The organism is Streptomyces roseolilacinus, from assembly GCF_014649335.1.
Taxonomy (GTDB): Bacteria; Actinomycetota; Actinomycetes; order Streptomycetales; family Streptomycetaceae; genus Streptomyces; species Streptomyces roseolilacinus.
Genome location: NZ_BMSV01000006.1, coordinates 435725 through 460951 on the forward strand (window position 1 = coordinate 435725; position 25227 = coordinate 460951).

Consider the following 25227-nt stretch of genomic DNA (forward strand, 5'->3'; position numbering starts at 1 on the left):
CGGAAGGAGGGACGTCGATGAGCACGAAGGACTTCGTCGAGAAGGACTACTACAAGGTCCTCGGCGTCCCCAAGGACGCCACCGAGGCCGAGATCAAGAAGGCGTACCGGAAGCTCGCCCGCGAGTTCCACCCGGACGCCAACAAGGGCGACACCGCAGCGGAGACCCGCTTCAAGGAGATCTCCGAGGCGAACGACATCCTCGGCGACCCCAAGAAGCGCAAGGAGTACGACGAGGCGCGCGCCCTCTTCGGGAACGGCGGCTTCCGCCCCGGACCCGGCGGCGCGGGCGGCACGTTCAACTTCGACCTGGGCGACCTGTTCGGCGGCCAGGGCGGGGCGGGCGGCGCCGGCGGCTTCGGCGGCGGGCTCGGGGACGTCTTCGGCGGCCTGTTCAACCGGGGCGGCGCCACGGGCACCCGTACGCAGCCGCGTCGCGGCCAGGACGTCGAGTCCGAGGTGACGCTCAGCTTCACCGAGGCGGTCGACGGGGCCACCGTCCCGCTGCGCATGTCCAGCCAGCAGCCCTGCCAGGCCTGCTCCGGCACGGGCGACAAGCACGGCACGCCGCAGGTCTGCCCGACGTGCGTCGGCACCGGCCAGGTGTCGCGCGGCTCGGGCGGCGGCTTCTCGCTGACCGACCCGTGCGTGGACTGCAAGGGCCGCGGGCTGATCGCACAGGACCCGTGCGAGGTGTGCCACGGCAGCGGCCGCGCCAAGTCGTCGCGCACCATGCAGGTCCGCATCCCGGCGGGGGTCTCCGACGGGCAGCGGATCAGGCTGCGCGGCAAGGGCGCCCCCGGCGAGCGGGGCGGTCCGGCCGGCGACCTGTACGTGGTCGTCCACGTCGACGCGCACCCGGTCTTCGGCCGCAAGGGCGACAACCTCACCGTCACCGTGCCCGTCTCGTACCCGGAGGCGGCCCTCGGGGGCGAGATCAGGGTGCCGACCCTCGGCGGACCGCCGGTCACGCTGAAGATCCCCGCCGGCACGCCCAACGGCCGCACGATGCGGGCACGGGGCAAGGGGGCGGTCCGCAAGGACGGCACGCGCGGCGACCTGCTGGTCACGGTCGAGGTCGCCGTACCGAAGGAGCTGAACGACAAGGCGCGTGAGGCTCTGGAGACGTACCGTCAAGCTACCGCGGGTGAGGACCCGCGGGCGGATCTGTTCCAGGCCGCGAAGGGGGCTTGAGGCAATGGACGCACGCCGACGCAACCCGTACGAACTGACCGACGAGACCCCGGTGTACGTCATCTCGGTGGCGGCGCAGCTCAGCGGGCTCCACCCGCAGACGCTGCGCCAGTACGACCGGCTGGGGCTCGTCTCCCCGGACCGTACGGCCGGCCGGGGCCGCCGCTACTCGGCCCGCGACATCGAACTGCTCCGGCAGGTGCAGCAGCTGTCGCAGGACGAGGGCATCAACCTGGCCGGAATCAAGCGCATCATCGAGCTGGAGAACCAGGTCACCGTGCTGGAGGCCCGGGTGGCCGAGCTGACCGCGGCCCTGGAGGGCGCGGCGGTGGCGATGCGTCAGCGCGAGGCGCAGGTGCACGCCTCGTACCGGCGGGACCTGGTGCCCTATCAGGACGTGCAGCAGACCAGTGCGTTGGTCGTGTGGCGGCCGGGCGGCAAGCGCGCCGGCGAGTAGTCCCCCGGCGGAAGGCGCCGGGAGCGGACATGACGTGAGGCCCCCTCCGAGGAGGGGGCCTCACGCGTGCGATGATCCGGGAATGCGTACGAGGGGGAGCGTGGCGTTCGCCGCCGCGGCCGTGTTCACGGCGGTGGCCGCGGGGTGTTCGGCGGACGGGACGGGACCGGACGCGCCGCCCCCGCCCTCCGCGACCGGGAGGGCGCCCTCGCCGGGCGCGTGCCCCGAGTCGGGCGTGCGGATCACCCTGGGGGACACGGAGGCCGCCCTGGGGCAGCGGGCGCTGTCGGTGTTCCTCGACAACTGCGGCGCCCGGCCGTTCGAGGTGAGCGGCTACCCGGACGTGGCCGTGCTGGACGCGGGGCGCGAGGAGCTCGACGTGACCGTGCGCCTCGGCACGGACGCGGTGGACGGCGGGCGGGCCCGGTCCACGTTCGTGCTGCGGCCGGGGCAGCGGGCCCGCTCGGGGGTCCTGTGGCGGAACACGGTGACGCGGGCGGACGTCGCGGCGACGAACGGCGCGTACCTGCGCGTCGCACCCGGCCGGGGGGCCGCCGCGCAGACGGTCGCCCCGCACGACGGGCCGCTGGACCTGGGCAACACCGACGCGGTGGAGGTCACGCCCTGGGTGCCGGAGGGCGCGTAGCCGGGCGGTGGGGCGGCCGGGGCGCGGCGGGCGGTCAGTCGTGGCCGCGGGCCGGTTCCGGCTCCTGTCCCTGGCCCGCCTCCTGGTCGAGGATGCCGGACCGGGCGATGAGGTAGCCCAGCTGGGCGCGGCTGCCGCTGCCGAGCGTGGACGCGAGCTTGGCTATGTGGGCGCGGCAGGTGCGGACGTTCATGCCGAGGCGGCGGGCGATGGCCTCGTCGACGTGGCCCTCGACCAGGAGCTTGGCGATGGAGCGCTGGATGCCGCTTATCCCGTTGAGGGCGGGCGTGTACGTGACGACCTCCTCCTCCCAGGGGATGCCGTGCAGCCAGAACTGCTCGAAGACGCCGACGAGGTACTGCACGAGCCCCTCGTGGCGCAGCTCCAGCGCGACCTGGCGGTCGCTGCGGGCCGGGATGAAGGCGACCTTGCGGTCGACGATGATCAGCCGGTCGATGATCTCCTCGAGCGTGCGCACCTCCAGCCCGTACGGGGTGATCCGCTCGACGTACCCCATGGTCGCCGAGTGGTGCCGGGCCGTGTGCTGGTAGAGGGTCCGCATCCGGACACCGCGGCCGAGCAGGGGCTCCACCCGGCGCAGGGCGGCCTTGACAGTCTCGGGTTTGCGTCCGCTGCCGGGCTGGATGGTGAGGAGTTCGACCGCGCACTCGTCCGTCACGCGGTCGAGTTCGGCGTTGATGACGGCGAGTCCTTCGAGGACGTTGATCGCGTCGCTGGTGGAGGGGGCCGCGGCGGGGATCGTCATGAACGGCTCGAATGCATCGGCCAACGACAGCGCCCGCTGCCGCCGCTGCTGGATCTCCCGCTCGATGGGGTGTATCAGCTGGTTGAGGGCGATGGACGGAGGGACGGGCCGCAGCCACTGCGGGTCGTCCGGATCCGGATGCAGCAGGGCGAGGTCGACGAGGCAGGGTGCCGCCTCGATCTCGGAGCGGGCTATCCGGCCGGCGCGCAGGGCAGCCGCGTACAGGTGCTTTCCGGCTTCGCACAGCTCGTCATGACTGTGCTCGGTTTCCGGATTGTCCACCTTAGACCGCATCTGCACCCCCCTCAGGGTCCTGTATTTCAGGAACATGATGCCTGTATCGGCTGGTGGAAGCGTTCGGAGTGAGCCATCGTCATAGGCGCGGGGGAGGAGGTAAGGACAAAAAGAGGTGGAGATCGTCCATGACCAGGATGGTTCGTGCACTTAGCGCCATAGCTGTCGCCGCGGCGGCCGCGTGCGGTGTCGCCGCCCTCAGCGGCGAGCCGTCGTGGGAAACGGTGTCCGCGGGCAGTGTCGTCGCAGGTGAGCCCTCATGGGAGGTCGGACCGGCGAGTCCGCGCGAGCCCTCGTGGGAGGTTGCCCCGTCGACCTTCGGTGAGCCCTCCTGGGAGAGCGCCGGCTCCGCGCCGACGGGTGTCGTCGCATGAACGTCCCCGACGACTCCCGCTTCCGCCGTGAGATGGCGTCCGCCTACCGCTCCGGGTGGCACTTCATCGACCTCGTCACCGCCGTGCCGCAGGGGGGTGACTCGTTGATGGTCACCCTCTTCGGCGAGCCGATCGTCATCACCCGCGGGGAGGACGAGGACATCCGCGCCTACCGGTGCCTCCGCCGGCCGCGCGGCGCGCCGCAGCCCGTCCGTTGCGCCATCCGCTACGGAATGATTTTCGTCAACCTCGACCAGCGTGACCACCAGCTCGTCGAGGCCCAGCCCACCACCGCCACCCCCCGCAGCGCCTGAGCGATTCCCCCGTCGTTGTAGATCGCTCAGGTGCTTCCCCCACACAGCGGCGCCATCGTGGACCTGAAACACGATGGCGCCGCTGTGCTGCGCGCGTCCGGGACGGGCCGCGCCCGTGAAGCCGCGCCCTAGGCGCGCCCCATCGCCCGGGTGAGGGTGATCTCGATCACGACCCGGTCCGGGTTCGGCGTCGGTGTGCGCCCGTACCGCTCCGCGTACCGGGCGACGGCGTCCGCGACCGCGTCCGGCTCCGTGCGGACCACCGCGCGGCCCTCCAGCGTCGCCCAGCGCCCCGCGTCCACCTGGCACACGGCGACCGGGGCGCCGTCGGGGCCGGCGGCCAGGACGTTGGCCACCTTCCGGCTGTTCTTGTTGGTGATGACGCGGGCGATCCCCTTCCCGCCGCCCTCCGGGTCGTACGTCACCCCCACCGCCACCACGTGTGGAGTGCCGTCCGGGCGGAGAGTCGTCAGAGTGCACATGTGCCGCTCCCGCCAGAAGCTGACGTAGGAGGCGTGGGGGTCGCGCAGGTCGATGGCCATGGGTCGGAACCTACCGGCGGCTGCTGGCCCTCACCACATTGAGTGGAATAGACTCAACTTTGTGCACGTTGGCTGAGTCATAGCCGGTACGTACGCACACCAGCAGCCGAGGAGGACCAAGCACCCGTGGACGCCGAGCTGACCAACAAGAGCCGGGACGCACTCAACGCCGCCACCAGCCGCGCCGTGTCCGACGGACACCCGGACCTGACTCCGGCGCACCTGCTGCTGGCGCTGCTCTCCGGCCAGGAAAACGAGAACCTCGTCGACCTGCTCGCCGCCGTCGAGGCCGACCAGGCCGCCGTGCGCTCCGGCGCCGAGCGGCTCCTCTCCGCCCTCCCGAGCGTCACCGGGTCGACCGTCGCCCCGCCGCAGCCCAACCGTGACCTGCTGGCCGTCGTCGCCGACGCCCAGGCCCGCGCCCGCGACCTCGGCGACGAGTACCTGTCGACGGAGCACCTGCTCATCGGCATCGCCGCCAAGGGCGGGCCGGCCGGCGAGCTGCTCACCCGGCAGGGCGCCGACGCGAAGAAGCTGCTGGCCGCCTTCACCCGGTCCCGCGGCACGCGCCGGGTCACCACGCAGGACCCGGAGGGCCAGTACAAGGCGCTGGAGAAGTTCGGCACGGACTTCACGGCCGCCGCCCGCGAGGGCAAGCTCGACCCGGTCATCGGCCGCGACCAGGAGATCCGCCGCGTCGTCCAGGTCCTGTCGCGGCGCACCAAGAACAACCCCGTCCTCATCGGCGAGCCCGGCGTCGGCAAGACCGCCGTCGTCGAGGGCCTCGCCCAGCGCATCGTGAAGGGCGACGTCCCCGAGTCGCTGCGCGACAAGCGGCTCGTCGCCCTCGACCTGGGCGCCATGGTCGCCGGGGCGAAGTACCGGGGCGAGTTCGAGGAGCGGCTGAAGACCGTCCTCTCCGAGATCAAGGAGAGCGACGGCCAGATCATCACCTTCATCGACGAGCTGCACACGGTCGTCGGCGCGGGCGCCGGCGGCGACTCCGCCATGGACGCGGGCAACATGCTCAAGCCCATGCTGGCCCGCGGCGAGCTGCGCATGGTCGGCGCGACCACGCTCGACGAGTACCGCGAGCGCATCGAGAAGGACCCGGCCCTGGAGCGCCGCTTCCAGCAGGTCCTGGTCGCGGAGCCGACCGTCGAGGACACGATCGCCATCCTGCGCGGCCTGAAGGGCCGGTACGAGGCCCACCACAAGGTGCAGATCGCGGACTCGGCGCTGGTCGCCGCCGCGACGCTCTCCGACCGGTACATCACGTCCCGCTTCCTGCCCGACAAGGCGATCGACCTCGTCGACGAGGCGGCCTCGCGGCTCCGGATGGAGATCGACTCCTCGCCCGTGGAGATCGACGAGCTGCAGCGCGCCGTCGACCGCCTCCGCATGGAGGAGCTGGCGCTGAAGAACGAGACCGACCCCGGCTCCGTCCAGCGCCTGGAGAAGCTGCGCCGCGACCTCGCCGACAAGGAGGAGGAGCTGCGCGGCCTGACCGCCCGCTGGGAGAAGGAGAAGCAGGGCCTCAACCGCGTCGGTGAGCTGAAGGAGCGCCTCGACGACCTGCGCGGCCAGGCCGAGCGCGCCCAGCGCGACGGCGACTTCGACACGGCGTCCAAGCTGCTGTACGGGGAGATCCCGGCCGTCGAGCGGGAGCTGGCCGCGGCGACGGAGGCCGAGCAGGAGGCCGCCAAGACGGCCGGCGTCGCGGACAAGATGGTCAAGGAGGAGGTCGGCCCCGACGACATCGCGGACGTGGTCGGCTCCTGGACCGGCATCCCCGCCGGGCGGCTCCTGGAGGGCGAGACGCAGAAGCTGCTCCGCATGGAGGAGGAGCTCGGCAAGCGGCTGATCGGGCAGGCCGAGGCCGTCCGGGCGGTCTCGGACGCGGTGCGCCGCACGCGCGCGGGCATCGCGGACCCCGACCGGCCGACCGGCTCGTTCCTCTTTCTCGGCCCGACCGGCGTCGGCAAGACGGAGCTGGCCAAGGCGCTCGCGGACTTCCTCTTCGACGACGAGCGGGCGATGGTCCGCATCGACATGTCGGAGTACGGGGAGAAGCACTCCGTCGCCCGCCTCGTCGGCGCGCCCCCCGGCTACGTCGGCTACGAGGAGGGCGGCCAGCTGACGGAGGCGGTGCGCCGCCGCCCGTACAGCGTGATCCTGCTGGACGAGGTGGAGAAGGCCCACCCCGAGGTCTTCGACATCCTCCTCCAGGTCCTCGACGACGGCCGGCTCACGGACGGGCAGGGCCGCACGGTCGACTTCCGCAACACGATCCTGGTCCTCACCTCCAACCTGGGCAGCCACTTCCTGACGGAGCCGACGAGGACGGAGGCCGAGAAGCGGGAGCAGGTCCTGGAGGTGGTCCGCGCCTCCTTCAAGCCGGAGTTCCTGAACCGGCTGGACGACATCGTGGTGTTCTCCGCGCTCACCCGCGACGAGCTGGCCCGCATCGCCCGCCTCCAGGTCGGCCGGCTGGCCCGCCGCCTCGCGGAGCGCCGCCTCACGCTGGACGTCACCCCGGCGGCCCTGGACTGGCTCGCCGACGAGGGCAACGACCCGGCGTACGGCGCGCGGCCGCTGCGCCGCCTGGTCCAGACGGCCATCGGGGACCGCATGGCGCGGGAGATCCTGTCCGGCGAGATCCAGGACGGCGACACGGTCCGCGTGGACCGCGTGGACGGCGACCTGTCGGTGGCGCCGGTCCGGTGATCCCGCCCCGACACGGCCGTGCCCCCGCCCCGGCGGGGGCACGGCCGTGTCAGCCCGCAGCGGATCGCGGCCGGTCGGGCTTGCCACCGACGGGCCGGGATGGGGGAGGATGGCGGTTATCCGTACGAAGGGAATTACCCGGTGAGCATCGACCCGTCCTCGATTCCGAATTTCGGGGGACAGCCCCAGCCTCAGGCCGCAGGACCGGCGGGCCCCGTCGTCCCCGATCAGGACCTGGTGAAGCAGCTCCTCGAGCAGATGGAGCTCAAGTACGTCGTCGACGACGAGGGTGACCTCGCGGCGCCGTGGGAGGAGTTCCGCACCTACTTCATGTTCCGCGGCGAGGCGGAGCAGCAGGTCTTCTCGGTGCGCACGTTCTACGACCGCCCGCACCCGGTCGAGGAGCGTACGAAGATCCTCGAGACCATCGACGACTGGAACCGCCGCACCCTGTGGCCCAAGGTCTACAGCCACCTCCACGAGGACGAGCAGGGCGGCGCCACCATCCGGCTCATCGGCGAGGCGCAGATGCTCATCGGCACGGGCGTCAGCCTGGAGCACTTCGTGTCGTCGACCGTCAGCTGGGTCCGCGCGTCGATCGAGTTCGACAAGTGGATGGTGGAGCAGCTGGGCCTGGAGCCCGGCGAGGGCGCCGAGGGCGACGAGGTCTGAGCGGCCCGTACGACCCGTACGACCGTGATCCGGCCGGGGCGGTGACCGCACGAGGTCACCGCCCCGGCCGCGTTCCCGGACCGGTCAGAGGCGGGCCAGGCGCTCGGCGGCCTCCCGCAGCACCGCCTCCTTCTTGCAGAACGCGAACCGGACCTGCGTCCGCCCGGCGTCCGCGTGGTCGTAGAAGACCGCGTTCGGGATGGCGACGACCCCGCACCGCTCGGGCAGCGCCCGGCAGAAGGCGACCCCGTCCTTCTCGCCCAGCGGGGCGACGTCCGCGGTGACGAAGTACGTGCCGCGCGGCCGGTACACCTCGAAGCCGGCCGCCGCCAGCCCCGCCGCGAGGACGTCCCGCTTGCCCTCCAGGTCCGCCCGCAGGGTGTCGAAGTACGCGTCCGGCAGCCGCAGCGCCTCCGCGACGGCGTACTGGAACGGCCCCGACGCCACGTACGTGAGGTACTGCTTCGCGGTGCGCACGGCGGCCGTCAGCGCGGGGGGCGCGGTCAGCCAGCCCACCTTCCAGCCCGTGAACGAGAACGTCTTCCCGCCCGACGAGATGGTCACCGTCCGCTCCCGCATCCCCGGGAACGTCGCGATCGGCACGTGCTCCGCCCCGTCGAAGACCAGGTGCTCGTAGACCTCGTCGGTGACGACCAGCAGGTCCCGCTCGACCGCGAGCGCGGCGACGGCGGCCAGCTCCTCGCGCGTGAGGACGGTGCCGGTGGGGTTGTGCGGGGTGTTGAGCAGGATGAGGCGGGTGCGGTCGGTGACGGCCGCGCGCAGCTCGTCCAGGTCGAGGACGAACCGGCCGCCCGCCGGGTCCGGGCGCAGCGTGACGGGGACGCGCGTGCCGCCCGCCATGGCGACGCACGCCGCGTACGAGTCGTAGTACGGCTCCAGGGCGATGACCTCGTCGCCCGGCTCGACCAGCGCGAGCAGCGCCGCGGCGATCGCCTCCGTCGCGCCCGCGGTGACCAGGACCTCGGTGTCGGGGTCGTACGCGAGGCCGTACCGCCGTTGCTGGTGGTCGGTGATCGCGGTGCGCAGCTCGGGGACGCCGGGGCCGGGCGGGTACTGGTTGCCGCGCCCCTCGCGCAGGGCGCGGACGGCCGCCTCGCGGATCTCCTCGGGGCCGTCGGTGTCGGGGAAGCCCTGCCCGAGGTTGATGGAGCCGGTGGTGGCCGCGAGGGCGGACATCTCGGCGAAGATCGTCGTGCCGAACCCGACGAGGCGGCGGTTGAGCGGTGCTCTGGTCATGGGCGCCATCCTGCGGGCAAGCGGGAGCCGCCTCAAGGGCACGCGCGGGCGGGCGGAACCTCTGGAGTTCCTCAAGTGCGGATTGGGCGTGTCCCCGGGGTGGGCATCTCCCAGGCACACATCGCACGGGGGAGGAGAAACGGCATGGGAACCGTCTTGGTCATGAGCGTGATGGTGGTGGTGGTGTTCCTGGGGATCGCCCTGGTCATCGTCACGGCCCTCGCGCGCGGAGGGGCGGGCACGCGCCGCGGGCACCGCCGGCGCGCCTCGTCGTCGCACGACAGCGGCGGGAGCGGCTGGTGGGGCGGGGGCGCCTCGTCGTGCGGGGGCACCTCCTCGTGCGGCGGGGGCTCGTCGTCGTGCGGGGGTGGCGGCGGTGGCGGTGGCTGCGGTGGGGGCTCCTGAGGGGGAAGGGAGGTGGCCGGCATGACCGGAGCGGTCGTGGTGTGCGGAGCGGTGCTGCTGCTCCTGACGGGGTTCGTCGTGCTCACGGGGGGCCGCTCCCCGCGGGGCCGCGGAGGCGGCGGCGGGGGCGGCAGGGGTGGCGGGGACGGCACGACGGGTGACACCGGCGGGGCGGCCCTGTGGGCCGACTCCGGCGGGGGCGGCGGGTCGTCCTGCGACGGCGGGAGCGGCGGGGGAGGAGGCTCCTGCGACGGGGGTGGCGGGGGTGGCGGCGGGTGCGGCGGCGGAGGCGACTGACACGGGGCAGTCGGTCCGTCCGTCCGCACCGGCCGTGACGGGGCGCCCGGCGGGAGGGACATCCGCCGGGCGCGCCCTTGCGTGCACGTGTGCGCCCCAACGCGCGCTGTGCGTTGAACAGTTGAACCCCCAGGCCCCCTAGGGGATGTATTCGCAACCAAGTTGGGTAAAGACGCTGTGAGCCCCCGGCGGTTCGTGATTCGCTCGTTGACGAGTACATCGAGCCCTCGGATCCCGTGTGAACCCCGAGCCGGTACCTCGAGTTCCCTGGAACGTCTTGCGGGACGACGCCACCCCCCGGTCCACCGTCACGTCACCGTGCTTGCGGAGCTGACCCATGCTCACCACCCTTCAGACTGCCTACACCGACACGCGTGCTGCCGACCTGGCCTGGACGCTGGGGAAGGAGGCGCTGCCCGCCCTCGCCGTGCTCGATCTCCGGCTGGCGGGCACCACGCTGCAGATGAGACTTCTCGGGGCGTCCCACCAGGTGCTGCTGGAGGAGGGCGGCGCGACCTGTTCGGAGACGGTCGCCTGCCTGCCGGGCAGCCGCACGCCGCTGCCGCTGGGCGTGGCCAAACGGGTCGGCGGATGGGAGTACGCGTTCGCGGCGCACGTGGAGACGCTGTCGCACGGGTCGTTCGCGAGACGGGCGCAGGAACTGCTGGCGCTCGTCGCGGACCACCCGCACGGCCTGGCCGGTACGTTCCCGGGCTCGCCGCACGCGTTCACGGCCATGGTGGCGCAGCGGCACGAGGACCGGGTGCGGTGGCGCACCTGGCACGCGTACCCGCAGGAGGGGCAGCTGGTGGTGACCCGGACCAGCGTCGGGTTCGCCCCGCGGAACCGGCGCCGGCAGCCGTGCGAGTGACGTTGTGTGGCTGATTGGTCACGTAGCGTGGGTGCATGCTCGAAGCGCCGCCCGCCGTGCCACCCGCCCCGCCGCCCTCCCCGAAGGGGGCGGGGCCGCGGGAGGGCCGGTTCCCGGTCCTGGCGGCCGTGTTCGTGTGCGCCGCCTGCGGGCTGGTCTACGAACTGGAGCTGGTCGCCCTCGCCTCGTACCTGACGGGTGAGTCCGTCACGCAGACGTCCGTCGTGCTGTCCGTGATGGTCTTCGCGATGGGGCTCGGGTCGCTGCTCGCCAAGCGGCTGCGCTGCCGGGCCGCCGTCGGGTTCGCACTGCTGGAGGCGCTGCTCGCCCTGGTCGGCGGCTGCTCGGCGCTCGTGCTGTACGCGGCGTTCGCCTGGCTGGACGGCTCGCGGCACGCCCTGGTCGCGTTCGCGTTCGCGGTCGGGGTGCTGATCGGCGCGGAGGTGCCGCTGCTGATGACGCTGATCCAGCGCGTCTCGCGGTGCGCCCGGCAGGACGCGGGCGGCACGGTCGCCGACCTGTTCGCCGCCGACTACGTCGGTGCGCTCGTCGGTGGGCTCGCCTTCTCGTTCCTGCTGCTGCCCCGGCTGGGCCAGCTCACCACCGCGCTCCTCACCGGCGCGGTGAACGCCCTGGTGGGCGGGGCGCTCGTCCTGTGGCTGTTCGGCCGGGACCTGACGGGCCGCGAGCGGCGGCTGCTGCTGTCGGCGAACGCTGCGGTGCTGGTGGTGCTGGCCGTCGCCGCCGCCCTGGTCGACGACTTCGAACGGGCCGCCCGGCACGCCGTGTACGGGGGGCAGGTGCGGGTCGCCGTGCGGACGCCCGTCCGGGAGGTGGTGCTGACGGGCCGCGCGGACGAGCCGCCCGGCCTGTACGTGGACGGGCGGCCGCGGATCGGCGGCGGCGACCGGCACCGCCACCATCCGGTGCTCGTCCACCCCGCGATGCGGGGGCGCCACGCGCGCGTGCTCGTCCTGGGGGGCGGCGACGGGCTCGCCGCGCGCGAGGTGCTCCGGTACGGCGACGTGGAGTCCGTGACGGTCGTCGAGGCCGACCCGGTCGTCGTCCGGCTCGCCCGCACCGACCCGGCCCTGGTGCGCCTCAACGGGCACGCGTACGGCGACCGGCGGCTGCGGGTCGTCCACGCCGACCCGTTCCCCTGGCTGAGGGCGGCGCGCGGCGACGCGCCGTACGACGTGGTCGTCTCCGACCTGCCGCCCCCGGGCTCGGCGGGGAGCACCCGGCTGTACTCGCTGGAGTTCTACGGGCTGGCCGCGCGCGCCCTCGCCGCCGACGGGCGCCTCGCCGTCCACACCGGGCCCCTGCGGCCGCGCGCGTACTGGACGGTGGAGGCGACCCTGCGCGCCGCCGGGTTCACCACCCGGCCGTACGCCGTCGCGGTCCCGCCCGGCGGCCGGCCGCCGGGCGGGACCGCGACGGCGTACGGCCGGGGCCTCGTCCTGGCCGCCCCGGCCGACCCGCGCCGGCCGGGCCCGCCGGTCCTGGGCCCGCCGGACCCGGGTCCCGCGGCGGTCCCGTCCGGCGGGGACGTGCCGACGGCCGCCGCCCTGGAGGCGGCGGCGCGCCGCGCCGAACGGTCCCGCCCGCCCGGGCCGCCCCCGTCGACGCTGACCCGTCCGCGCTACGGCCGCTGACTTCGCGACGGGCCGTGCGCGGCAGGGGCACGGGACGGCCCGGCGTGGGTAGTCTCGACTGTCATGGAGCATGAGGTGTTCGTTCCGGTCCCCGCGCAGTCCCTCCGAGCCGTCCTGACGGACCCCGCGCGCGTCGCCCGCTGCGTACCGGGGCTCCAGCAGGACGCCGACGCGTCGGCGGACCCGCTGTCGGGCCGCCTCAGGGTGCGCACCGGCGGGCAGACCGTCACCTACCGGGGCGCGCTGCACCTGGCCGTGCGGGACGACGGCGGGTACGACCTGGAGGGCGAGGGCGCGGAGGCGCGCGGCAGCGGCGGTGTGAAGGTCACGCTCACCGCCCGGCTCACCCCCGCCGAGGGCGGCACCGACCTGGCGTTCACCGGCACGGCGAGCGCGGAGGGCCGGCTGGCGGAACTCCCCGCCGACACCCTCGCGGCGACGGCGCGCCGCCTCCTGGACCGCTTCGGCGAGGCCCTCGCGGAGGAGGCGGACCAGGCACCGGGCGACAGCGCGGCCGCCGCCGGCACCGGCGCGGCCGGTGAGGACGCGGACCTCGACGGCGCGGACCCCGACGACGTGGATCTCGACGGCGCGGACCCCGACGACGTGGATCTCGACGGCGCGGACCCCGACGACGTGGATCTCGACGGCGCGGACCCCGACGACGTGGACCTCGACGGCGCGGACCCCGACGACGTGGACGACGACGGCGCGGACCCCGACGACGTGGACGACGACGGGGTCGACGACGGCGCCGTGGAGGGCGCCGTCGAGGATCCCGTCGAGGGCGGGCGGCGGCCCCGGGTGTTCGACGCGCCCGTCCCGCCGTCCTCGCTGGACCCGTTCGCCGTGGACGACTTCCCGGTCGACGAGGCCGAGCCGCCCGCCGAGGCCGCGCACGCCCGGCGGACGATGATCGGCCGCAGCGCCGAGGAGGTCGACCACGCCCCGCCGCGCGGCCGGTACGCGCCGGTGCCCGGCCCCGACGCGGGCGCCGGGGCCGGGGTGCTGCGCTGGCTCGTCCCCGCCGCGGCCCTCGTGCTCGCCTCGGCGATCGTCATCGGCCGTGTGCTGCGCCACCGGAAGCAGTCGCGGCGCACGTAAGGTCGGGCGGTGTGAGCATGAGCGAAGAGGTCCGGCTGGCCGCCGGAGACGTCGAGTTGACCATCACGCCGGAGAACGGCTGCCGCATCGCGAGCCTGCGCGTCGCCGGCACCGAACTGCTGCGCCAGGGCGAGCGGTACGGCTGCTTCCCGATGGTGCCCTGGTGCGGGCGGACCGACCGGGGACGGTTCCTGAACGGCGCGACGCGGCACCAGCTGCCGCTCAACGCGCCGCCGCACGCCATCCACGGCACCGGCCGCGACACCGCCTGGCGCACCGCCCGCGCCGACCGCACGGAGGCGGTGTTCACCTACGACCTGGCCGACCCCTGGCCGTACCCCGGCCGGGTCACCCAGATCCTCGAGCTGACCGACGCCTCGCTCACCCTGCGGCTGGGCGTCGAGACGTACGGCGACTCGTTCCCGGCGCAGGCCGGCTGGCACCCGTGGTTCAACCGCGTCCTCGACGGCAGCGCGGTCGGGATCGACTTCGCGCCCCGGTGGCAGGAGGAACGCGGCGAGGACCACCTGCCCACCGGCCGCCGCGTCGAGCCCCGGCCCGGCCCGTGGGACGACTGCTTCGGCATGCCGGACGGGGTGGACGTCACCCTCACCTGGCCGGAGCGGCTGGAGCTGAAGGTCACCAGCCACGTCCCGTGGGTCGTCGTGTACGACGAGCAGGAGCCCGCCGTGTGCGTGGAGCCGCAGTCGGGCCCGCCGAACGGGCTGAACACCGCGCCGCGCCTGGTCACGCCCATCGAGCCGCTGGAGATCGCGTCGACCTGGACGTGGCGGCGCCTCTGACGCGGGGCCCGGCCGGCGCGCCTTAAGCTCGGGGCATGACTGACGCACGAGCGGATCTGCTCCAGCAGATCAAGGACAAGGCCGTGGTGCACGGCAGGGTGACCCTCTCCTCGGGTCTGGAGGCCGACTACTACGTCGACCTCCGCCGGATCACGCTGGACGGCGCCGCCGCGCCGCTCGTCGGTCAGGTCATGCTCGATCTGACCGCCGACCTCGACTACGACGCGGTGGGCGGCCTGACCCTGGGCGCCGACCCGGTCGCCACGTCGATGCTGCACGCCGCCGCCGCGCGCGGCCGCGCGCTGGACGCGTTCGTCGTCCGCAAGGCCGCCAAGGCGCACGGCATGCAGCGCCGCGTCGAGGGCCCGGACATCAAGGGCCGCCGCGTCCTGGTGGTGGAGGACACCTCCACCACCGGCGGCTCCCCGCTGACGGCCGTCGAGGCGGTCCGCGAGGCGGGCGCCGAGGTCGTCGCGGTCGCCACGATCGTGGACCGCGCGACCGGCGCCGGCGAGAAGATCAGCGGGACGGCCGGCGTGCCGTACCGGTACGCCTACGCGCTGGACGAGCTGGGCCTCGCCTGACCGGCCGCTCGGCTGACCTGCGGCTTTCCCGAGGCGTGCGTCGTTTCACGTGAAACGGCGCACGCCTCTCGCGTACCCGGTGCGTCCAGGGGGTGGAGCCTCGGGGCCCGTCTGGGAAGATGGGTGCGACGATGACGTCGCCCCCAGGTCAGGGATCAGCAACGCACGCAACCGCAGATCACAAGGAGCGGACAGATGCCCATCGCAACCCCCGAGGTCTACAACGAGATGCTCGACCGGGCGAAGGCAGGCAAGTTCGCCTACCCGGCCATCAACGTGACGTCGTCGCAGACCCTGCACGCCGCCCTGCGCGGCTTCGCCGAGGCCGAGAGCGACGGCATCATCCAGATCTCGACCGGTGGCGCGGAGTTCCTGGGCGGACAGCACAAGAAGGACATGGTGACCGGCGCGGTCGCCCTGGCCGAGTTCGCGCACGTCGTCGCCGCGAAGTACGACATCACGGTCGCGCTCCACACCGACCACTGCCCGAAGGACAAGCTGGACGGCTACGTCCGCCCGCTGCTGGCCGTCTCCGCCGAGCGCGTCGCCAAGGGTGAGAACCCGCTGTTCCAGTCGCACATGTGGGACGGCTCCGCCGAGACCCTCGCCGACAACCTGGCCATCGGCCGGGAGCTGCTCGCGCAGGCCGCCGCCGCCAGGATCATCCTGGAGGTCGAGATCACCCCGACCGGTGGCGAGGAGGACGGCGTCACCCACGAGATCAACGACGAGCTGTACACCACCGTCGACGACGCGATCCGCACGGCCGAGGCGCTCGGCCTGGGCGAGAAGGGCCGCTACCTGCTGGCCGCGTCCTTCGGCAACGTCCACGGCGTGTACAAGCCGGGCAACGTCGTGCTCCGCCCCGAGCTGCTCAAGGACCTCCAGCAGGGCGTCGCCGAGCGCTTCGGCAAGGCCGACCCGTTCGACTTCGTCTTCCACGGCGGCTCCGGCTCCACGCAGGAGGAGATCGCCACCGCGCTGGAGAACGGCGTCGTCAAGATGAACCTCGACACCGACACGCAGTACGCCTTCACCCGTCCGGTCGCGGACCACATGTTCAAGAACTACGACGGCGTCCTGAAGGTCGACGGCGAGGTCGGCTCGAAGAAGACGTACGACCCGCGCACCTGGGGCAAGCTGGCCGAGGCGGGCATGGCCGGGCGCGTCGTCGAGGCGTGCCAGGCGCTGCGCTCGGCGGGTACGAAGCTGAAGTAGGCGTCACCACGACGACCGGCCGGGCCCGGCATCGCACAGCGCGGTGCCGGGCCCGCTCCGTAGGAGGGCCCATGGCGCACGACACGACGTACGACTTCGACACGGTGGTCGGGATACGGGGCACCGGCTCGTTCCAGTGGGACGTGCTGCCCGAGCTGTACGGGGTGCCGGACCTGGTGCCGTTCACCATCTCCGACATGGACTTCCGCCTGCCGCCCGAGGTGCTGGAGGCGGTCCGCCGGCGCGTCGAGCGGGGCGTGTTCGGCTACACCGACTGGCGCCACACCGGCTTCCCGGAGGCCGTGCGGGACTGGTACGCGCGCCGCCACGGCGTGGCCCTCGACACCGAGGCGCTGGTCTTCGGGCCGTCCGTGCTGAACGAACTGGCGCAGCTGCTGCGGATGTGGACGGAGCCCGGCGACGGCGTGGTGGTGCACACCCCGACGTACGACGGGTTCCTCAAGACGCTCGACGGGCTCGGGCGGGAGCTGCGGGGCGTCCCGGTCGGGGACGAAGCGGCCCTGGAGCGGGAGCTGGCCCGCCCCGACAGCCGGATGCTGCTGCTGTGCTCGCCGCACAACCCGACGGGCCGGGTGTGGACCGAGGCGGAGCTGCGGGGGTTCGCGGCGCTGGCGCGGGAGCACGGCGTGGCCGTCGTCAGCGACGAGATCCACGCGGACCTCGCCCACGCGGGGCACCGGCACGTGCCGTGGATGTCCGTGGCGCCGGAGGGCGGGCGCTGGGCGGTGGTCACGTCCGGGTCGAAGGCGTTCAACTTCCCCGCGCTGAACGGCGCCTACGGGATCCTCGGGAACCCGGACGACCACGCCGAGTTCATCCGCCGGACGGAGCGGGGCGAGGGCCTCAACTCGCCGTCGGCCCTGTCCCTGACCGCGCACACCGCCGCGTACCGGCACGGCGCGGCCTGGCTGGACCGGTTGCGCCCGTACGTCCTGGGCAACCTGCGGCTGCTCGCCGACCGGCTGGAGGCCGCGTTCCCGGGCCGCGCGCCGTACGCGCCGCCGCAGGCCGGGTACCTGGCGTGGCTGGACCTGCGCCCGCTGGGCGTGGACGACGAGGCGCTGGACGACGCGCTCGTGGCGCGCGAGAAGGTCGCCGTCCGGCCGGGCGCCGCGTACGGCGCGAAGGGCTTCGTGCGGATCAACCTGGGCTGCCCGCGCAGCAAGGCCGAGCACGGGATCGACGCGCTGGTGCGCACCCTGGCCCGCATGGCGGTCTGAGCCGCCGGCCGTAGGACACTGGGGCCATGTCCATTCACGAGAACCTTCTGGGGGGACCGCCCCCCACCCGCCTGCCCGACGACCCGGAGCCGCGGGAGTTGCTGGAGTCCGGCACCGCGCCCGAGGAGGTCGCGGCGAAGTACCCGGCGTCCTCGCTCGCCTGGGCGCAGCTCGCGGACGCGGCGTACGAGGGCGGCCGCGTCGTCGAGTCGTACGCGTACGCCCGCACCGGCTACCACCGGGGCCTGGACGCGCTGCGCCGCAACGGCTGGAAGGGCCACGGCCCGGTGCCGTGGGAGCACGAGCCGAACCGGGGCTTCCTGCGCGCCCTGCACGCCCTGGCGCGGGCGGCGCGGGAGATCGGGGAGAAGGAGGAGTACGAGCGCTGCTCGACCTTCCTGCGCGACTCCTCCCCGCTCGCCGCCGACACCCTGGGCTGACGCCTCACCGCGCCACCCTCGGCCGACGCCCCGCCGCCGGTCCGGACGCCGCACGCGCGTCCGGGCCGGCGGCGGGGCCGGGCGCTTCGCGTGCCACCGCCCTTGACAGGACCGGCCGGTACGATCGCACAGACCATCGAATTCTTGCGCCGGACCTCCCCCCGCCCGGCCGCGAAACGGGGAGAGGTCTGTCTTGGGCAAGCGTGGAGCGCCCGCGCCGCGGCGTCGGCGCGGCGGTCGGGGAGGCCGGGGCCGGGGGAGCGCGCGCCGTCCGCTGGGCCGCGTCCTGCTGGGCGGTGTCGCCCTCGGGGCCCTGAGCCTGGGGGGCGGGGCCGCCCTCGCGCACTGGCACACCGGTGGCGAGCCGGTCGCCGCGAGCGGACCGGCCGCCGCGAGCGGACCGGCCACCACGGGCCCCACGGTCCCCGGCACCCCGCCGCGGCGGTCGCCGCAGCCCCCGCCGCCCCCGAAGGCGAGCGCCGAGGCGTCCCCCGGGCGCCCGGCCCCGCCGTCCGGGAGCGCCGGCGCGGACCCCGCCCCGCCGGCCGTGCCCCGCTCGGGACCCGGCACGTTCACCACCGCGGCGGCGTCCGGCGCGAAGGCCGGCACGGGCACGCCGCGCCGCTACCGGGTCCAGGTCGAGGACGGCACCGGGATCTCCGCGGCGGCCGCCGCCCACGAGATCGAGCGGATCCTCGCGCACCCGCGCGGCTGGGCCGCCCACGGCCGCGGCGCGTTCCAACTGGTCAGCGGGGAGGCCGATTTCGTCATCCGGATCGCCACCCCGGAGACCGCCGACGAACTGTGCCTCGCCCAGGGCCTCGACACGCGGGGCGAGTACAACTGCGAGACGACCGAGGGCGTCGTCGTGAACCTCAAGCGCTGGATGCTGGGGTCCCCGACGTTCACCGGCACCCCCGCCGAGTACCGGCACCTGATCATCAACCACGAGGTCGGTCACGAGATCGGCATCCGCACCCACCTGACCTGCCCCGGCCCCGGAAAACCCGCACCGGTCATGATGCAGCAGATCAAGGGACTGCGCGGCTGCGTCTCCAACGCCTGGCCGTATGACGAGGAGGGCCGTTACATCACCGGGCCGATCGTGCCATGATGCGATCGGGACCGACGGCACCGATCACGCCCGGTCCCGAGGGGACCGGGGCTCCATCACCCTACGGAAGGAGCGGACCGCTACCCGGTAGCACGCATTGACGGAGACAGCGATGTCTACTTCGCCTACCACCCCTGCTGCCCCCGAGACGGGTTCGGACATGCCGAACCTGGACTTCGCGGGCACCACACCCTACGAGGACTACGTCCAGGCGGACGTCCTCACCCACCTCCAGCACCCGCGCTCCGACGACCCCGGAGAGATGGTCTTCCTGGTGACTACCCAGGTGATGGAGCTGTGGTTCACCGTCATCGTCCACGAGTGGGAGACCGCGAGCCGCGCCCTGCGCGGGGACCGCGTCCCCGACGCGATGGCCGCCCTGCGCCGCTCGACGCACGAGCTGGAGGCGCTGAACGCCTCCTGGAACCCGATCGCCCGCCTCACGCCCGCGCAGTTCAACGCGTACCGCGCCCAGCTCGGCGAGGGCTCCGGCTTCCAGTCGGCGATGTACCGCCGCATGGAGTTCCTGCTCGGCGACAAGTCCGCGTCCATGCTGGTGCCGCACCGCGGCGCGCCCCGCGTCCACGCCGAGCTGGAGAAGGCGCTCGCGGAGCCCAGCCTGTACGACGAGGTGCTGCGGCTGCTGTCCCGGCGCGGGCTGCCCGTGCCGGCGGAGGTCCTGGAGCGGGACCTGACGCAGCGGTACGAGCCGTCGCAGCGGATCGAGGAGGTCTGGGCCGAGCTGTACGCCGACCCCGACCGGCACGGCGACCTGGTCGCCCTGGGCGAGGCGCTCACCGACGTGGCCGAGCTCGTGTGGCGCTGGCGCAACGACCACCTGGTCGCCACCCGGCGCGCGATGGGCTCCAAGACCGGTACGGGCGGCTCCGCCGGCGTCGCCTGGCTGGAGAAGCGGGCCCGCAAGAACGTGTTCCCCGAGCTGTGGACGGCGCGCAGCCATGTCTGACGTCCTGCGGAACACCGACGACGGCCGGGACGCCCGGAGCATTCCGGCCCCGGCCGCGGAGACCGTCCCGGCCCCGGGCGCGGCGGTCGTGGAGACCGTCCCGGCCCCGGCCGCGGAGTCCCCGGCCGCGGAGTCCCTGGCGGCGCGGGCCGCCGCGCTGGACGCCGCCGACCCGCTGGCGAAGCGGCGCGACCTGTTCGCGCTCGACGACGGCGTGGTCTACCTCGACGGCAACTCGCTCGGCGCGCTGCCCCGCCACGTACCGGCGCGGATGGCGCACGTCGTCGCCCACGAGTGGGGCCGGCTGCGCATCCGCTCCTGGGACGAGAGCGGCTGGTGGACGGCGCCCGAGCGGATCGGCGACCGCATCGCCCCGCTCCTGGGCGCCGCGCCCGGCCAGGTCGTCGTCGGCGACTCGACCAGCGTGAACGTCTTCAAGGCGCTGGTCGCGGCCGTGCGCCTGGCCGGCGACGACAGCCGGGACGAGATCGTCGTGGACGCGACGACGTTCCCCACGGACGGGTACATCGCCGAGTCCGCCGCCCGGATGACCGGCCGCCGCCTGGTGCCCGTCGCACCCGGCGACGTCCCGGCCGCGGTCGGCCCGCGCACGGCCGCCGCGCTCGTCAACCACGTCGACTACCGCACCGGCCGCCTCCACGACCTGCCCGGCACCACCGCCGCCGTGCGGGACGCGGGCGCCCTCGTGGTGTGGGACCTGTGCCACAGCGCGGGCGCCCTCCCCGTCGACCTGGACGCGCACGGCGTCGACCTGGCCGTCGGCTGCACGTACAAGTACCTCAACGGCGGTCCCGGCGCCCCCGCGTACCTGTACGTCGCGGAACGCCACCAGGGGCGCTTCGACTCCCCGCTGCCCGGCTGGAACTCGCACGCGGACCCGTTCGCGATGTCCCCCGGCTACGCGGCGGCGGACGGCGCGCGGCGCGGCAGGGTCGGTACGCCCGACATCCTGTCGATGCTGTCGCTGGAGGCGGCCCTCGACGTGTGGGACGGGGTGGCGGTGCACGAGGTGCGGGCCAAGAGCCTCGCGCTGACGGACTTCTTCCTGGAGTGCGTCCGCGCGTACGTCCCCGAGGGGCGGCTCACCTCCCTCACCCCGGCCGCGCACGCCGAGCGGGGCAGCCAGGTCGCGCTGTCCTGCGCCGACGCGCCCGCGGTGATGGCGCGGCTGATCGAACGCGGTGTCGTCGGCGATCTGCGGCGCCCTGACGTGCTGCGTTTCGGCTTCACCCCGCTGTACGTCGGGTTCGCCGACGCCGAGCGCGCGGCCCGCGTGCTGGCAGAGGTGTGCGCGGAGCGGTAGCGCCGCCATCGGAGCCGGCCTGCGGGGGCGTCAGTCCTGGTACGGTCCCCGCAGGTCAGGCCGATTCGGCCTCGTCACCGAAAGGTTGAGCAGCATGCCCGACCCCGTTGCTCGCGACGCCGCCGAGGAGGCGTCGGCCCTGTCGCACCCGGCCGTCGCCCCCGACTCCACCGCCTCGTACGGTGACCACCCCGACCAGATCGTGGACTTCCACGCGCCCCGGGGCCGGCACGACCGGGTGCCGCTCGTCGTCGTCCTGCACGGCGGCGCCTGGCGGGCCCCGTACGACCGGCGGCACGTCTCGCCCTTCGCGGACCACCTCGCCCGCCGCGGCTTCGCCGTCGCCAGCGTCGAGTACCGGCGCGGCGCCGGCCTCCCCGCGCCCCGGGGCACCGGCCCGGTGGCGGGGCGGTGGCCCGAGACGTTCGACGACGTGGCGGCGGCGCTGGACGCGCTGCCCGCGCTGGCCGCCGCGCACCTGCCGCAGGCCGACCCGCGCCGCACCGTCGTCACCGGCCACTCCGCCGGGGGCCACCTCGCGCTGTGGGCCGCCGCCCGGCACGTCCTGCCCGCCGGATCGCCGTGGCGGCTGCCGGAGCCGCCCGAACTGCGCGGGGTCGTCGCGCTCGCGCCGATCGCGCACTTCGAGCGGGCCGTGGAACTGGACGTGTGCGGCGACGCCGTGAGGCAACTCCTCGGCGGGGAGGACGACTTCAAGGAGCGGGCCGCGTCGGCGGACCCCGCCGTCCTGCTGCCCACGGGCATCGCCACCACCGTCGTGCAGGGCCGCGAGGACATCGTCGTCCCGCTGCCGGTCGCCGAGGCGTACGCCGAGGCGGCGGCGCGGGCCGGCGAGATGGTCGGGCTGACCGTGCTGGACGACGTGGGGCACTTCCCGCTGATCGACCCGGCGGCGGACGCGTGCGCGGTGGTCGCGGAGGAGATCGCCCAGCTCGCCTGGTGACGCGGCGCGCCGGCGGTCGCGCCCGACCGGAGGGGCGGGACGCCGGATTGCGGACCGAAACTGACCGCGACACTCCCTAGCGTGCTCCCCATGACCTTTCTCGTGACCGGAGCCACCGGAACCGTCGGCCGCCACGTCACCGCCGAGCTGCTGCGCCGCGGCGTGCCCGTCCGCGCCCTCACCCGCGACCCCGCGTCCGCGGACCTGCCCGCCGGGGTGGAGGTCGTGCGCGGCGACCTCGCCGACCCCGCCTCCCTCGCCGCGTCCGGCGCCCTCGACGGCGTCACCGGACTGCACCTGATCACCTTCGGCGGAGCCGACTACACCCCGCTGGGGACCGGCCCCGCCCTGGTGGAGCAGGCCCGCGCCGCCGGGGTGCGGCGCCTGGTCGTCCTCCACGGCGGCGGACCCACGCCCGTGGAGGACGCGGTCCGCGCGAGCGGGCTCGCCTGGACGGTGGCCATGCCCGTCGAGTTCATGGCGAACACGCTGGAGTGGGCCGACTCCGTCCGTACGGAGGACGAGGTCCGCGAGCCGTTCGCCGACCGGCTCAGCGCCGTGGTCCACGAGGCCGACATCGGCGCGGTCGTCGCCGCGGCGCTCACCGAGGACGGGCACGCCGGGCGGGAGTACCTGATCACCGGCCCACAGGCGCTCACCCTCCGGGACCGGACCGACGCGATAGCCGCGGCCCGGGGCCGGGAGGTGCGGCTGGTGGAGCTGGCCCCCGACGAGGCGGCGGCGCGCTGGCGGGCCGAGGGCCGCCCGCAGGAACTGGTCGACTTCCTGCTCGACGTGTACGGCGACACCCCCGTGGAGGGCCGCACCGTCACCGACACCGTGGAGCGGGTCACGGGCCGCCCGGCGCGGACGTTCGCCGCGTGGGCGCGGGAGCACGCGGCGGCGTTCCTGCCGTAGGCGCCGTAGTCCTCAGGACGGATCCCGCGGAACCCCTCTCCAGCCCGACGCCCGGGCCGCGGCGGCCCCCGTACGGTGGCTGCCGTGACCGAGACGACGCAGCGCATCGACCCGGCCGGCCGCAGTCCCGAGCTCCACCACGCGGTGGGGATGCTCCAGGGACTGCGGGAGGACCTCGTGCAGGACGCCCTCGCCTACCGGCCCCTCCTCCCCACGGCCCTGGACGGCCCCGTCTCCCGGCGGCTGCCCGAGCGGATACGCCGGCGCCTGCTGTGGACGCCGCACTTCGTGATCGCCGCGGCCGCGCTGCTGGTCTTCGCCGTGGGGTACGGCGCGACGGGCTTCCCCCCGGCCGCGCTCGTCCCGGCGGTGCCGGTGCTCCTGACGCTGGTCCGGCCCGTCGCCGCCTTCTGGGCGTCGCTGCTGACCACGTCGGTGTACGCGGTCCTCGCCGGGGGTTGGGGGGTGTGGACGCCCGCCACCTTCCTCGCGCACGTCGTCGTCATGACGGTCGTCGCGGCCCGCACCCGGCCGCGCGCGGCGGCGTGGATGTGGGTGGTCACCGGCCTGTACGGACTGTTCGCCGGGACCGTGCTCGGCGGCGGTGGCGGTGACCCCACGGCCCAGCTGCTGTTCGCCGCCGCGCTCGCCCTGCTCGTCGTCACCGTGTGGCACGTGCGGCGCGCGGCGCGGGAGGAGGTCACGGCGCAGCGGACCGCCACCGCGCAGGAGCGGTCGATGCGCACCCAGCTGGAGGAGCGCACCACGATCGCGCGGGAGCTGCACGACGTGGTCGCCCACCACATGTCGGTCGTCGCCATCCAGGCGGAGGCCGCGCCGTACCGGGTGGAGAACCCGCCGCCCGAGCTGGAGCAGGCGTTCGTGACGATCCGGGAGAACGCGGTGGCCGCGCTGACCGAGCTGCGGCGCGTCCTGGGCGTCGTCCGCGCGGAGGACTACGAGGCGCCCGACGCCCCGCAGCCGACCCTCGCCGACCTGGACGGGTTGCTCGCCAACGTCCGCGACGCCGGGCTGGAGGTCGACAAGACGGTGACCGGCGCGGTGCGGGACCTGCCGCAGGGCGTGGAGCTGTCCGCGTACCGCATCGTGCAGGAGGCGCTGTCGAACGTGCTGCGGCACGCGCCGGGCGCGACGGCCCGGGTGGAGGTCAGCTACGTCCTGGGCGGGCTCGGGCTGCGCGTCGTGAACGGCCCGCCGCGCGGCCTGGTCAAGGCGTCGCCGGGCGCCGGGCACGGCATCACCGGCATGCGGGAGCGGGTCGCGATGCTGGGCGGCGAGCTGACGGCGGACGCGACGGAGGACGGCGGGTACGAGGTGGCGGCGTTCGTCCCGGTGGCGAGGGACGGGGCGGCGGCGTGACGATCCGGGTGCTGGTCGTGGACGACCAGGTGATGGTGCGGGAGGGCTTCTCCGTCCTGCTGAACGCGATGCCGGACATCGAGGTCGTCGGCGAGGCGGTCAACGGCCGCGAGGCGGTCGCGAAGGTCGCGGTGCTGCGGCCGGACGTGGTGCTGATGGACATCCGCATGCCGGAGATGAACGGCATCGACGCGACGCGGGAGGTCGTCGCGGCGGACGGCGACGCGAAGGTGCTGGTGCTGACCACCTTCGACCTGGACGAGTACGTGTACCAGGCGCTGCGCGCCGGGGCGTCCGGGTTCCTGCTGAAGGACGCGTCGGCGCGGCAACTGGCCGACGGGGTGCGGGTGGTGGCGGCGGGGGAGGCGCTGCTGGCGCCGACGGTGACGAAGCGGCTGATCACCGAGTTCGCCAAGCACGTGGAGTCGCCGCGTACGGTGCCGCTGTCCCAGGTCGGCGACCTGACGGAGCGGGAGACGGAGGTCCTGGTGCTGATCGCGCAGGGCCTGTCGAACGCGGAGATCGCGGCGCACCTGGTGGTGGCGGAGTCCACGATCAAGACGCACGTGAGCAGGATCCTGGTGAAGCTGGGCCTGCGGGACCGCACCCAGGCCGCGGTCTTCGCCTACGAGGCCCGCCTCGTGACCCCGCGTTGAGACCATCCCCGCCGCCGGCGGCCGGCCCGACCGGCTGCCCGCGG

The 25227-nt window shown here is 74.3% G+C and carries 26 protein-coding genes; 23 read left to right on the forward strand and 3 right to left on the reverse strand.

What is annotated here, in order from left to right; translation table 11 throughout:
- Nucleotides 1–17: 17 nt before the first annotated feature.
- From dnaJ to IE106_RS17315, 3 genes are all read left to right on the forward strand, one after another.
- Complete coding sequence (gene dnaJ, locus IE106_RS17305) at nt 18–1193, forward strand: molecular chaperone DnaJ (RefSeq protein ID WP_189534888.1); 1176 nt, start codon at nt 18–20, stop codon at nt 1191–1193.
- Between the two features lie 4 nt (nt 1194–1197).
- On the forward strand, nt 1198–1650 hold the full coding sequence (locus IE106_RS17310) for a heat shock protein transcriptional repressor HspR (protein WP_189534890.1): 453 nt from the start codon (nt 1198–1200) through the stop codon (nt 1648–1650).
- Nucleotides 1651–1732: 82 nt separating this feature from the next.
- Nucleotides 1733–2296 (forward strand): DUF4232 domain-containing protein, encoded by a 564-nt coding sequence (locus tag IE106_RS17315; RefSeq protein WP_189534892.1) that lies wholly within the window; start codon nt 1733–1735, stop codon nt 2294–2296.
- Between the two features lie 34 nt (nt 2297–2330).
- Here IE106_RS17315 and IE106_RS17320 read toward each other — a convergent pair whose 3' ends face one another.
- Nucleotides 2331–3356, reverse strand: coding sequence for a helix-turn-helix transcriptional regulator (locus IE106_RS17320; protein ID WP_189535094.1), 1026 nt, complete (start codon nt 3354–3356; stop codon nt 2331–2333).
- Between the two features lie 370 nt (nt 3357–3726).
- On the opposite strand from IE106_RS17320, the gene IE106_RS17325 reads away from it, so the two are divergent.
- Nucleotides 3727–4044 carry a Rieske (2Fe-2S) protein gene (locus IE106_RS17325; RefSeq protein ID WP_189534894.1) on the forward strand — a complete coding sequence of 106 codons (318 nt, stop codon included), beginning with the start codon at nt 3727–3729 and terminating at the stop codon, nt 4042–4044.
- 128 nt (nt 4045–4172) lie between these two features.
- Here the strand turns inward: IE106_RS17325 and IE106_RS17330 are convergent, their stop codons facing one another.
- Nucleotides 4173–4586, reverse strand: coding sequence for a pyridoxamine 5'-phosphate oxidase family protein (locus tag IE106_RS17330; protein WP_189534896.1), 414 nt, complete (start codon nt 4584–4586; stop codon nt 4173–4175).
- Between the two features lie 126 nt (nt 4587–4712).
- Between IE106_RS17330 and clpB the strand changes: the two genes are divergently transcribed.
- Together clpB and IE106_RS17340 are read left to right on the forward strand one after the other, a co-directional pair.
- Complete coding sequence (gene clpB / locus IE106_RS17335; RefSeq protein WP_189534897.1) at nt 4713–7313, forward strand: ATP-dependent chaperone ClpB; 2601 nt, start codon at nt 4713–4715, stop codon at nt 7311–7313.
- 141 nt (nt 7314–7454) lie between these two features.
- Nucleotides 7455–7985 carry a type III secretion system chaperone family protein gene (locus IE106_RS17340; RefSeq protein ID WP_189534899.1) on the forward strand — a complete coding sequence of 177 codons (531 nt, stop codon included), beginning with the start codon at nt 7455–7457 and terminating at the stop codon, nt 7983–7985.
- Between the two features lie 84 nt (nt 7986–8069).
- On the opposite strand, the gene IE106_RS17345 is transcribed toward IE106_RS17340, so the two are convergent.
- On the reverse strand, nt 8070–9251 hold the full coding sequence (locus IE106_RS17345; protein ID WP_189534901.1) for a pyridoxal phosphate-dependent aminotransferase: 1182 nt from the start codon (nt 9249–9251) through the stop codon (nt 8070–8072).
- A gap of 135 nt (nt 9252–9386) precedes the next feature.
- On the opposite strand from IE106_RS17345, the gene IE106_RS17350 reads away from it, so the two are divergent.
- From IE106_RS17350 to IE106_RS17430, 17 genes are all read left to right on the forward strand, one after another.
- Complete coding sequence (locus IE106_RS17350) at nt 9387–9647, forward strand: hypothetical protein (protein WP_189534904.1); 261 nt, start codon at nt 9387–9389, stop codon at nt 9645–9647.
- Between the two features lie 21 nt (nt 9648–9668).
- Nucleotides 9669–9944: a hypothetical protein gene (locus IE106_RS17355; protein ID WP_189534906.1), complete on the forward strand. Its 276-nt coding sequence runs from the start codon at nt 9669–9671 to the stop codon at nt 9942–9944.
- Nucleotides 9945–10281: 337 nt separating this feature from the next.
- Nucleotides 10282–10815: a DUF2617 family protein gene (locus tag IE106_RS17360; RefSeq protein ID WP_189534908.1), complete on the forward strand. Its 534-nt coding sequence runs from the start codon at nt 10282–10284 to the stop codon at nt 10813–10815.
- A 35-nt stretch (nt 10816–10850) separates the two neighbouring features.
- On the forward strand, nt 10851–12470 hold the full coding sequence (locus IE106_RS17365) for a polyamine aminopropyltransferase (RefSeq protein WP_189534910.1): 1620 nt from the start codon (nt 10851–10853) through the stop codon (nt 12468–12470).
- Between the two features lie 63 nt (nt 12471–12533).
- Nucleotides 12534–13574 carry an SRPBCC domain-containing protein gene (locus tag IE106_RS17370; RefSeq protein ID WP_189534912.1) on the forward strand — a complete coding sequence of 347 codons (1041 nt, stop codon included), beginning with the start codon at nt 12534–12536 and terminating at the stop codon, nt 13572–13574.
- Between the two features lie 17 nt (nt 13575–13591).
- Entirely contained in the window at nt 13592–14377 is a 786-nt protein-coding gene (locus tag IE106_RS17375) for an aldose epimerase family protein (protein ID WP_373295955.1), read from the forward strand.
- A gap of 35 nt (nt 14378–14412) precedes the next feature.
- The gene (gene pyrE, locus IE106_RS17380) at nt 14413–14961 is read left to right on the forward strand and encodes an orotate phosphoribosyltransferase (RefSeq protein ID WP_189534916.1); all 549 of its coding nucleotides are present in this window, start codon (nt 14413–14415) and stop codon (nt 14959–14961) included.
- Between the two features lie 177 nt (nt 14962–15138).
- On the forward strand, nt 15139–16179 hold the full coding sequence (fbaA, locus tag IE106_RS17385; protein ID WP_268255309.1) for a class II fructose-bisphosphate aldolase: 1041 nt from the start codon (nt 15139–15141) through the stop codon (nt 16177–16179).
- 71 nt (nt 16180–16250) lie between these two features.
- Nucleotides 16251–17420: a MalY/PatB family protein gene (locus IE106_RS17390; RefSeq protein ID WP_189534919.1), complete on the forward strand. Its 1170-nt coding sequence runs from the start codon at nt 16251–16253 to the stop codon at nt 17418–17420.
- Nucleotides 17421–17446: 26 nt separating this feature from the next.
- The gene (locus IE106_RS17395; protein WP_189534921.1) at nt 17447–17860 is read left to right on the forward strand and encodes a DUF3151 domain-containing protein; all 414 of its coding nucleotides are present in this window, start codon (nt 17447–17449) and stop codon (nt 17858–17860) included.
- Nucleotides 17861–18053: 193 nt separating this feature from the next.
- Nucleotides 18054–18974, forward strand: coding sequence for a DUF3152 domain-containing protein (locus IE106_RS17400; protein ID WP_189534924.1), 921 nt, complete (start codon nt 18054–18056; stop codon nt 18972–18974).
- Between the two features lie 112 nt (nt 18975–19086).
- Nucleotides 19087–19941: a tryptophan 2,3-dioxygenase family protein gene (locus IE106_RS17405; RefSeq protein ID WP_189534926.1), complete on the forward strand. Its 855-nt coding sequence runs from the start codon at nt 19087–19089 to the stop codon at nt 19939–19941.
- A complete protein-coding gene (gene kynU / locus IE106_RS17410) occupies nt 19934–21265 on the forward strand; it encodes a kynureninase (protein ID WP_229840520.1) in 1332 nt (443 codons plus the stop codon). Before IE106_RS17405 ends, kynU begins: the two co-directional genes overlap by 8 nt.
- Before the next feature lie 94 nt (nt 21266–21359).
- Nucleotides 21360–22229 (forward strand): alpha/beta hydrolase, encoded by an 870-nt coding sequence (locus IE106_RS17415; RefSeq protein ID WP_189534928.1) that lies wholly within the window; start codon nt 21360–21362, stop codon nt 22227–22229.
- 90 nt (nt 22230–22319) lie between these two features.
- On the forward strand, nt 22320–23147 hold the full coding sequence (locus IE106_RS17420; RefSeq protein ID WP_189534930.1) for an NAD(P)H-binding protein: 828 nt from the start codon (nt 22320–22322) through the stop codon (nt 23145–23147).
- Nucleotides 23148–23231: 84 nt separating this feature from the next.
- Nucleotides 23232–24527, forward strand: a complete 1296-nt coding sequence (locus tag IE106_RS17425; protein ID WP_373295951.1) for a sensor histidine kinase — start codon at nt 23232–23234, stop codon at nt 24525–24527.
- Nucleotides 24524–25183 (forward strand): response regulator, encoded by a 660-nt coding sequence (locus tag IE106_RS17430; protein WP_189534932.1) that lies wholly within the window; start codon nt 24524–24526, stop codon nt 25181–25183. Before IE106_RS17425 ends, IE106_RS17430 begins: the two co-directional genes overlap by 4 nt.
- Nucleotides 25184–25227: the final 44 nt, after the last annotated feature.

Coding starts and splice junctions, on each gene's coding strand:
- dnaJ (WP_189534888.1), top strand. CDS start 18: ATGAGCACGAAGGACTTCGTCGAGAAGGACTACTACAAGGTCCTCGGC.
- IE106_RS17310 (WP_189534890.1), top strand. CDS start 1,198: ATGGACGCACGCCGACGCAACCCGTACGAACTGACCGACGAGACCCCG.
- IE106_RS17315 (WP_189534892.1), top strand. CDS start 1,733: ATGCGTACGAGGGGGAGCGTGGCGTTCGCCGCCGCGGCCGTGTTCACG.
- IE106_RS17320 (WP_189535094.1), bottom strand. CDS start 3,356: ATGCGGTCTAAGGTGGACAATCCGGAAACCGAGCACAGTCATGACGAG.
- IE106_RS17325 (WP_189534894.1), top strand. CDS start 3,727: ATGAACGTCCCCGACGACTCCCGCTTCCGCCGTGAGATGGCGTCCGCC.
- IE106_RS17330 (WP_189534896.1), bottom strand. CDS start 4,586: ATGGCCATCGACCTGCGCGACCCCCACGCCTCCTACGTCAGCTTCTGG.
- IE106_RS17345 (WP_189534901.1), bottom strand. CDS start 9,251: ATGGCGCCCATGACCAGAGCACCGCTCAACCGCCGCCTCGTCGGGTTC.
- IE106_RS17350 (WP_189534904.1), top strand. CDS start 9,387: ATGGGAACCGTCTTGGTCATGAGCGTGATGGTGGTGGTGGTGTTCCTG.
- IE106_RS17355 (WP_189534906.1), top strand. CDS start 9,669: ATGACCGGAGCGGTCGTGGTGTGCGGAGCGGTGCTGCTGCTCCTGACG.
- IE106_RS17360 (WP_189534908.1), top strand. CDS start 10,282: ATGCTCACCACCCTTCAGACTGCCTACACCGACACGCGTGCTGCCGAC.
- IE106_RS17365 (WP_189534910.1), top strand. CDS start 10,851: ATGCTCGAAGCGCCGCCCGCCGTGCCACCCGCCCCGCCGCCCTCCCCG.
- IE106_RS17370 (WP_189534912.1), top strand. CDS start 12,534: ATGGAGCATGAGGTGTTCGTTCCGGTCCCCGCGCAGTCCCTCCGAGCC.
- IE106_RS17375 (WP_373295955.1), top strand. CDS start 13,592: ATGAGCGAAGAGGTCCGGCTGGCCGCCGGAGACGTCGAGTTGACCATC.
- pyrE (WP_189534916.1), top strand. CDS start 14,413: ATGACTGACGCACGAGCGGATCTGCTCCAGCAGATCAAGGACAAGGCC.
- IE106_RS17390 (WP_189534919.1), top strand. CDS start 16,251: ATGGCGCACGACACGACGTACGACTTCGACACGGTGGTCGGGATACGG.
- IE106_RS17395 (WP_189534921.1), top strand. CDS start 17,447: ATGTCCATTCACGAGAACCTTCTGGGGGGACCGCCCCCCACCCGCCTG.
- IE106_RS17405 (WP_189534926.1), top strand. CDS start 19,087: ATGTCTACTTCGCCTACCACCCCTGCTGCCCCCGAGACGGGTTCGGAC.
- kynU (WP_229840520.1), top strand. CDS start 19,934: ATGTCTGACGTCCTGCGGAACACCGACGACGGCCGGGACGCCCGGAGC.
- IE106_RS17415 (WP_189534928.1), top strand. CDS start 21,360: ATGCCCGACCCCGTTGCTCGCGACGCCGCCGAGGAGGCGTCGGCCCTG.
- IE106_RS17420 (WP_189534930.1), top strand. CDS start 22,320: ATGACCTTTCTCGTGACCGGAGCCACCGGAACCGTCGGCCGCCACGTC.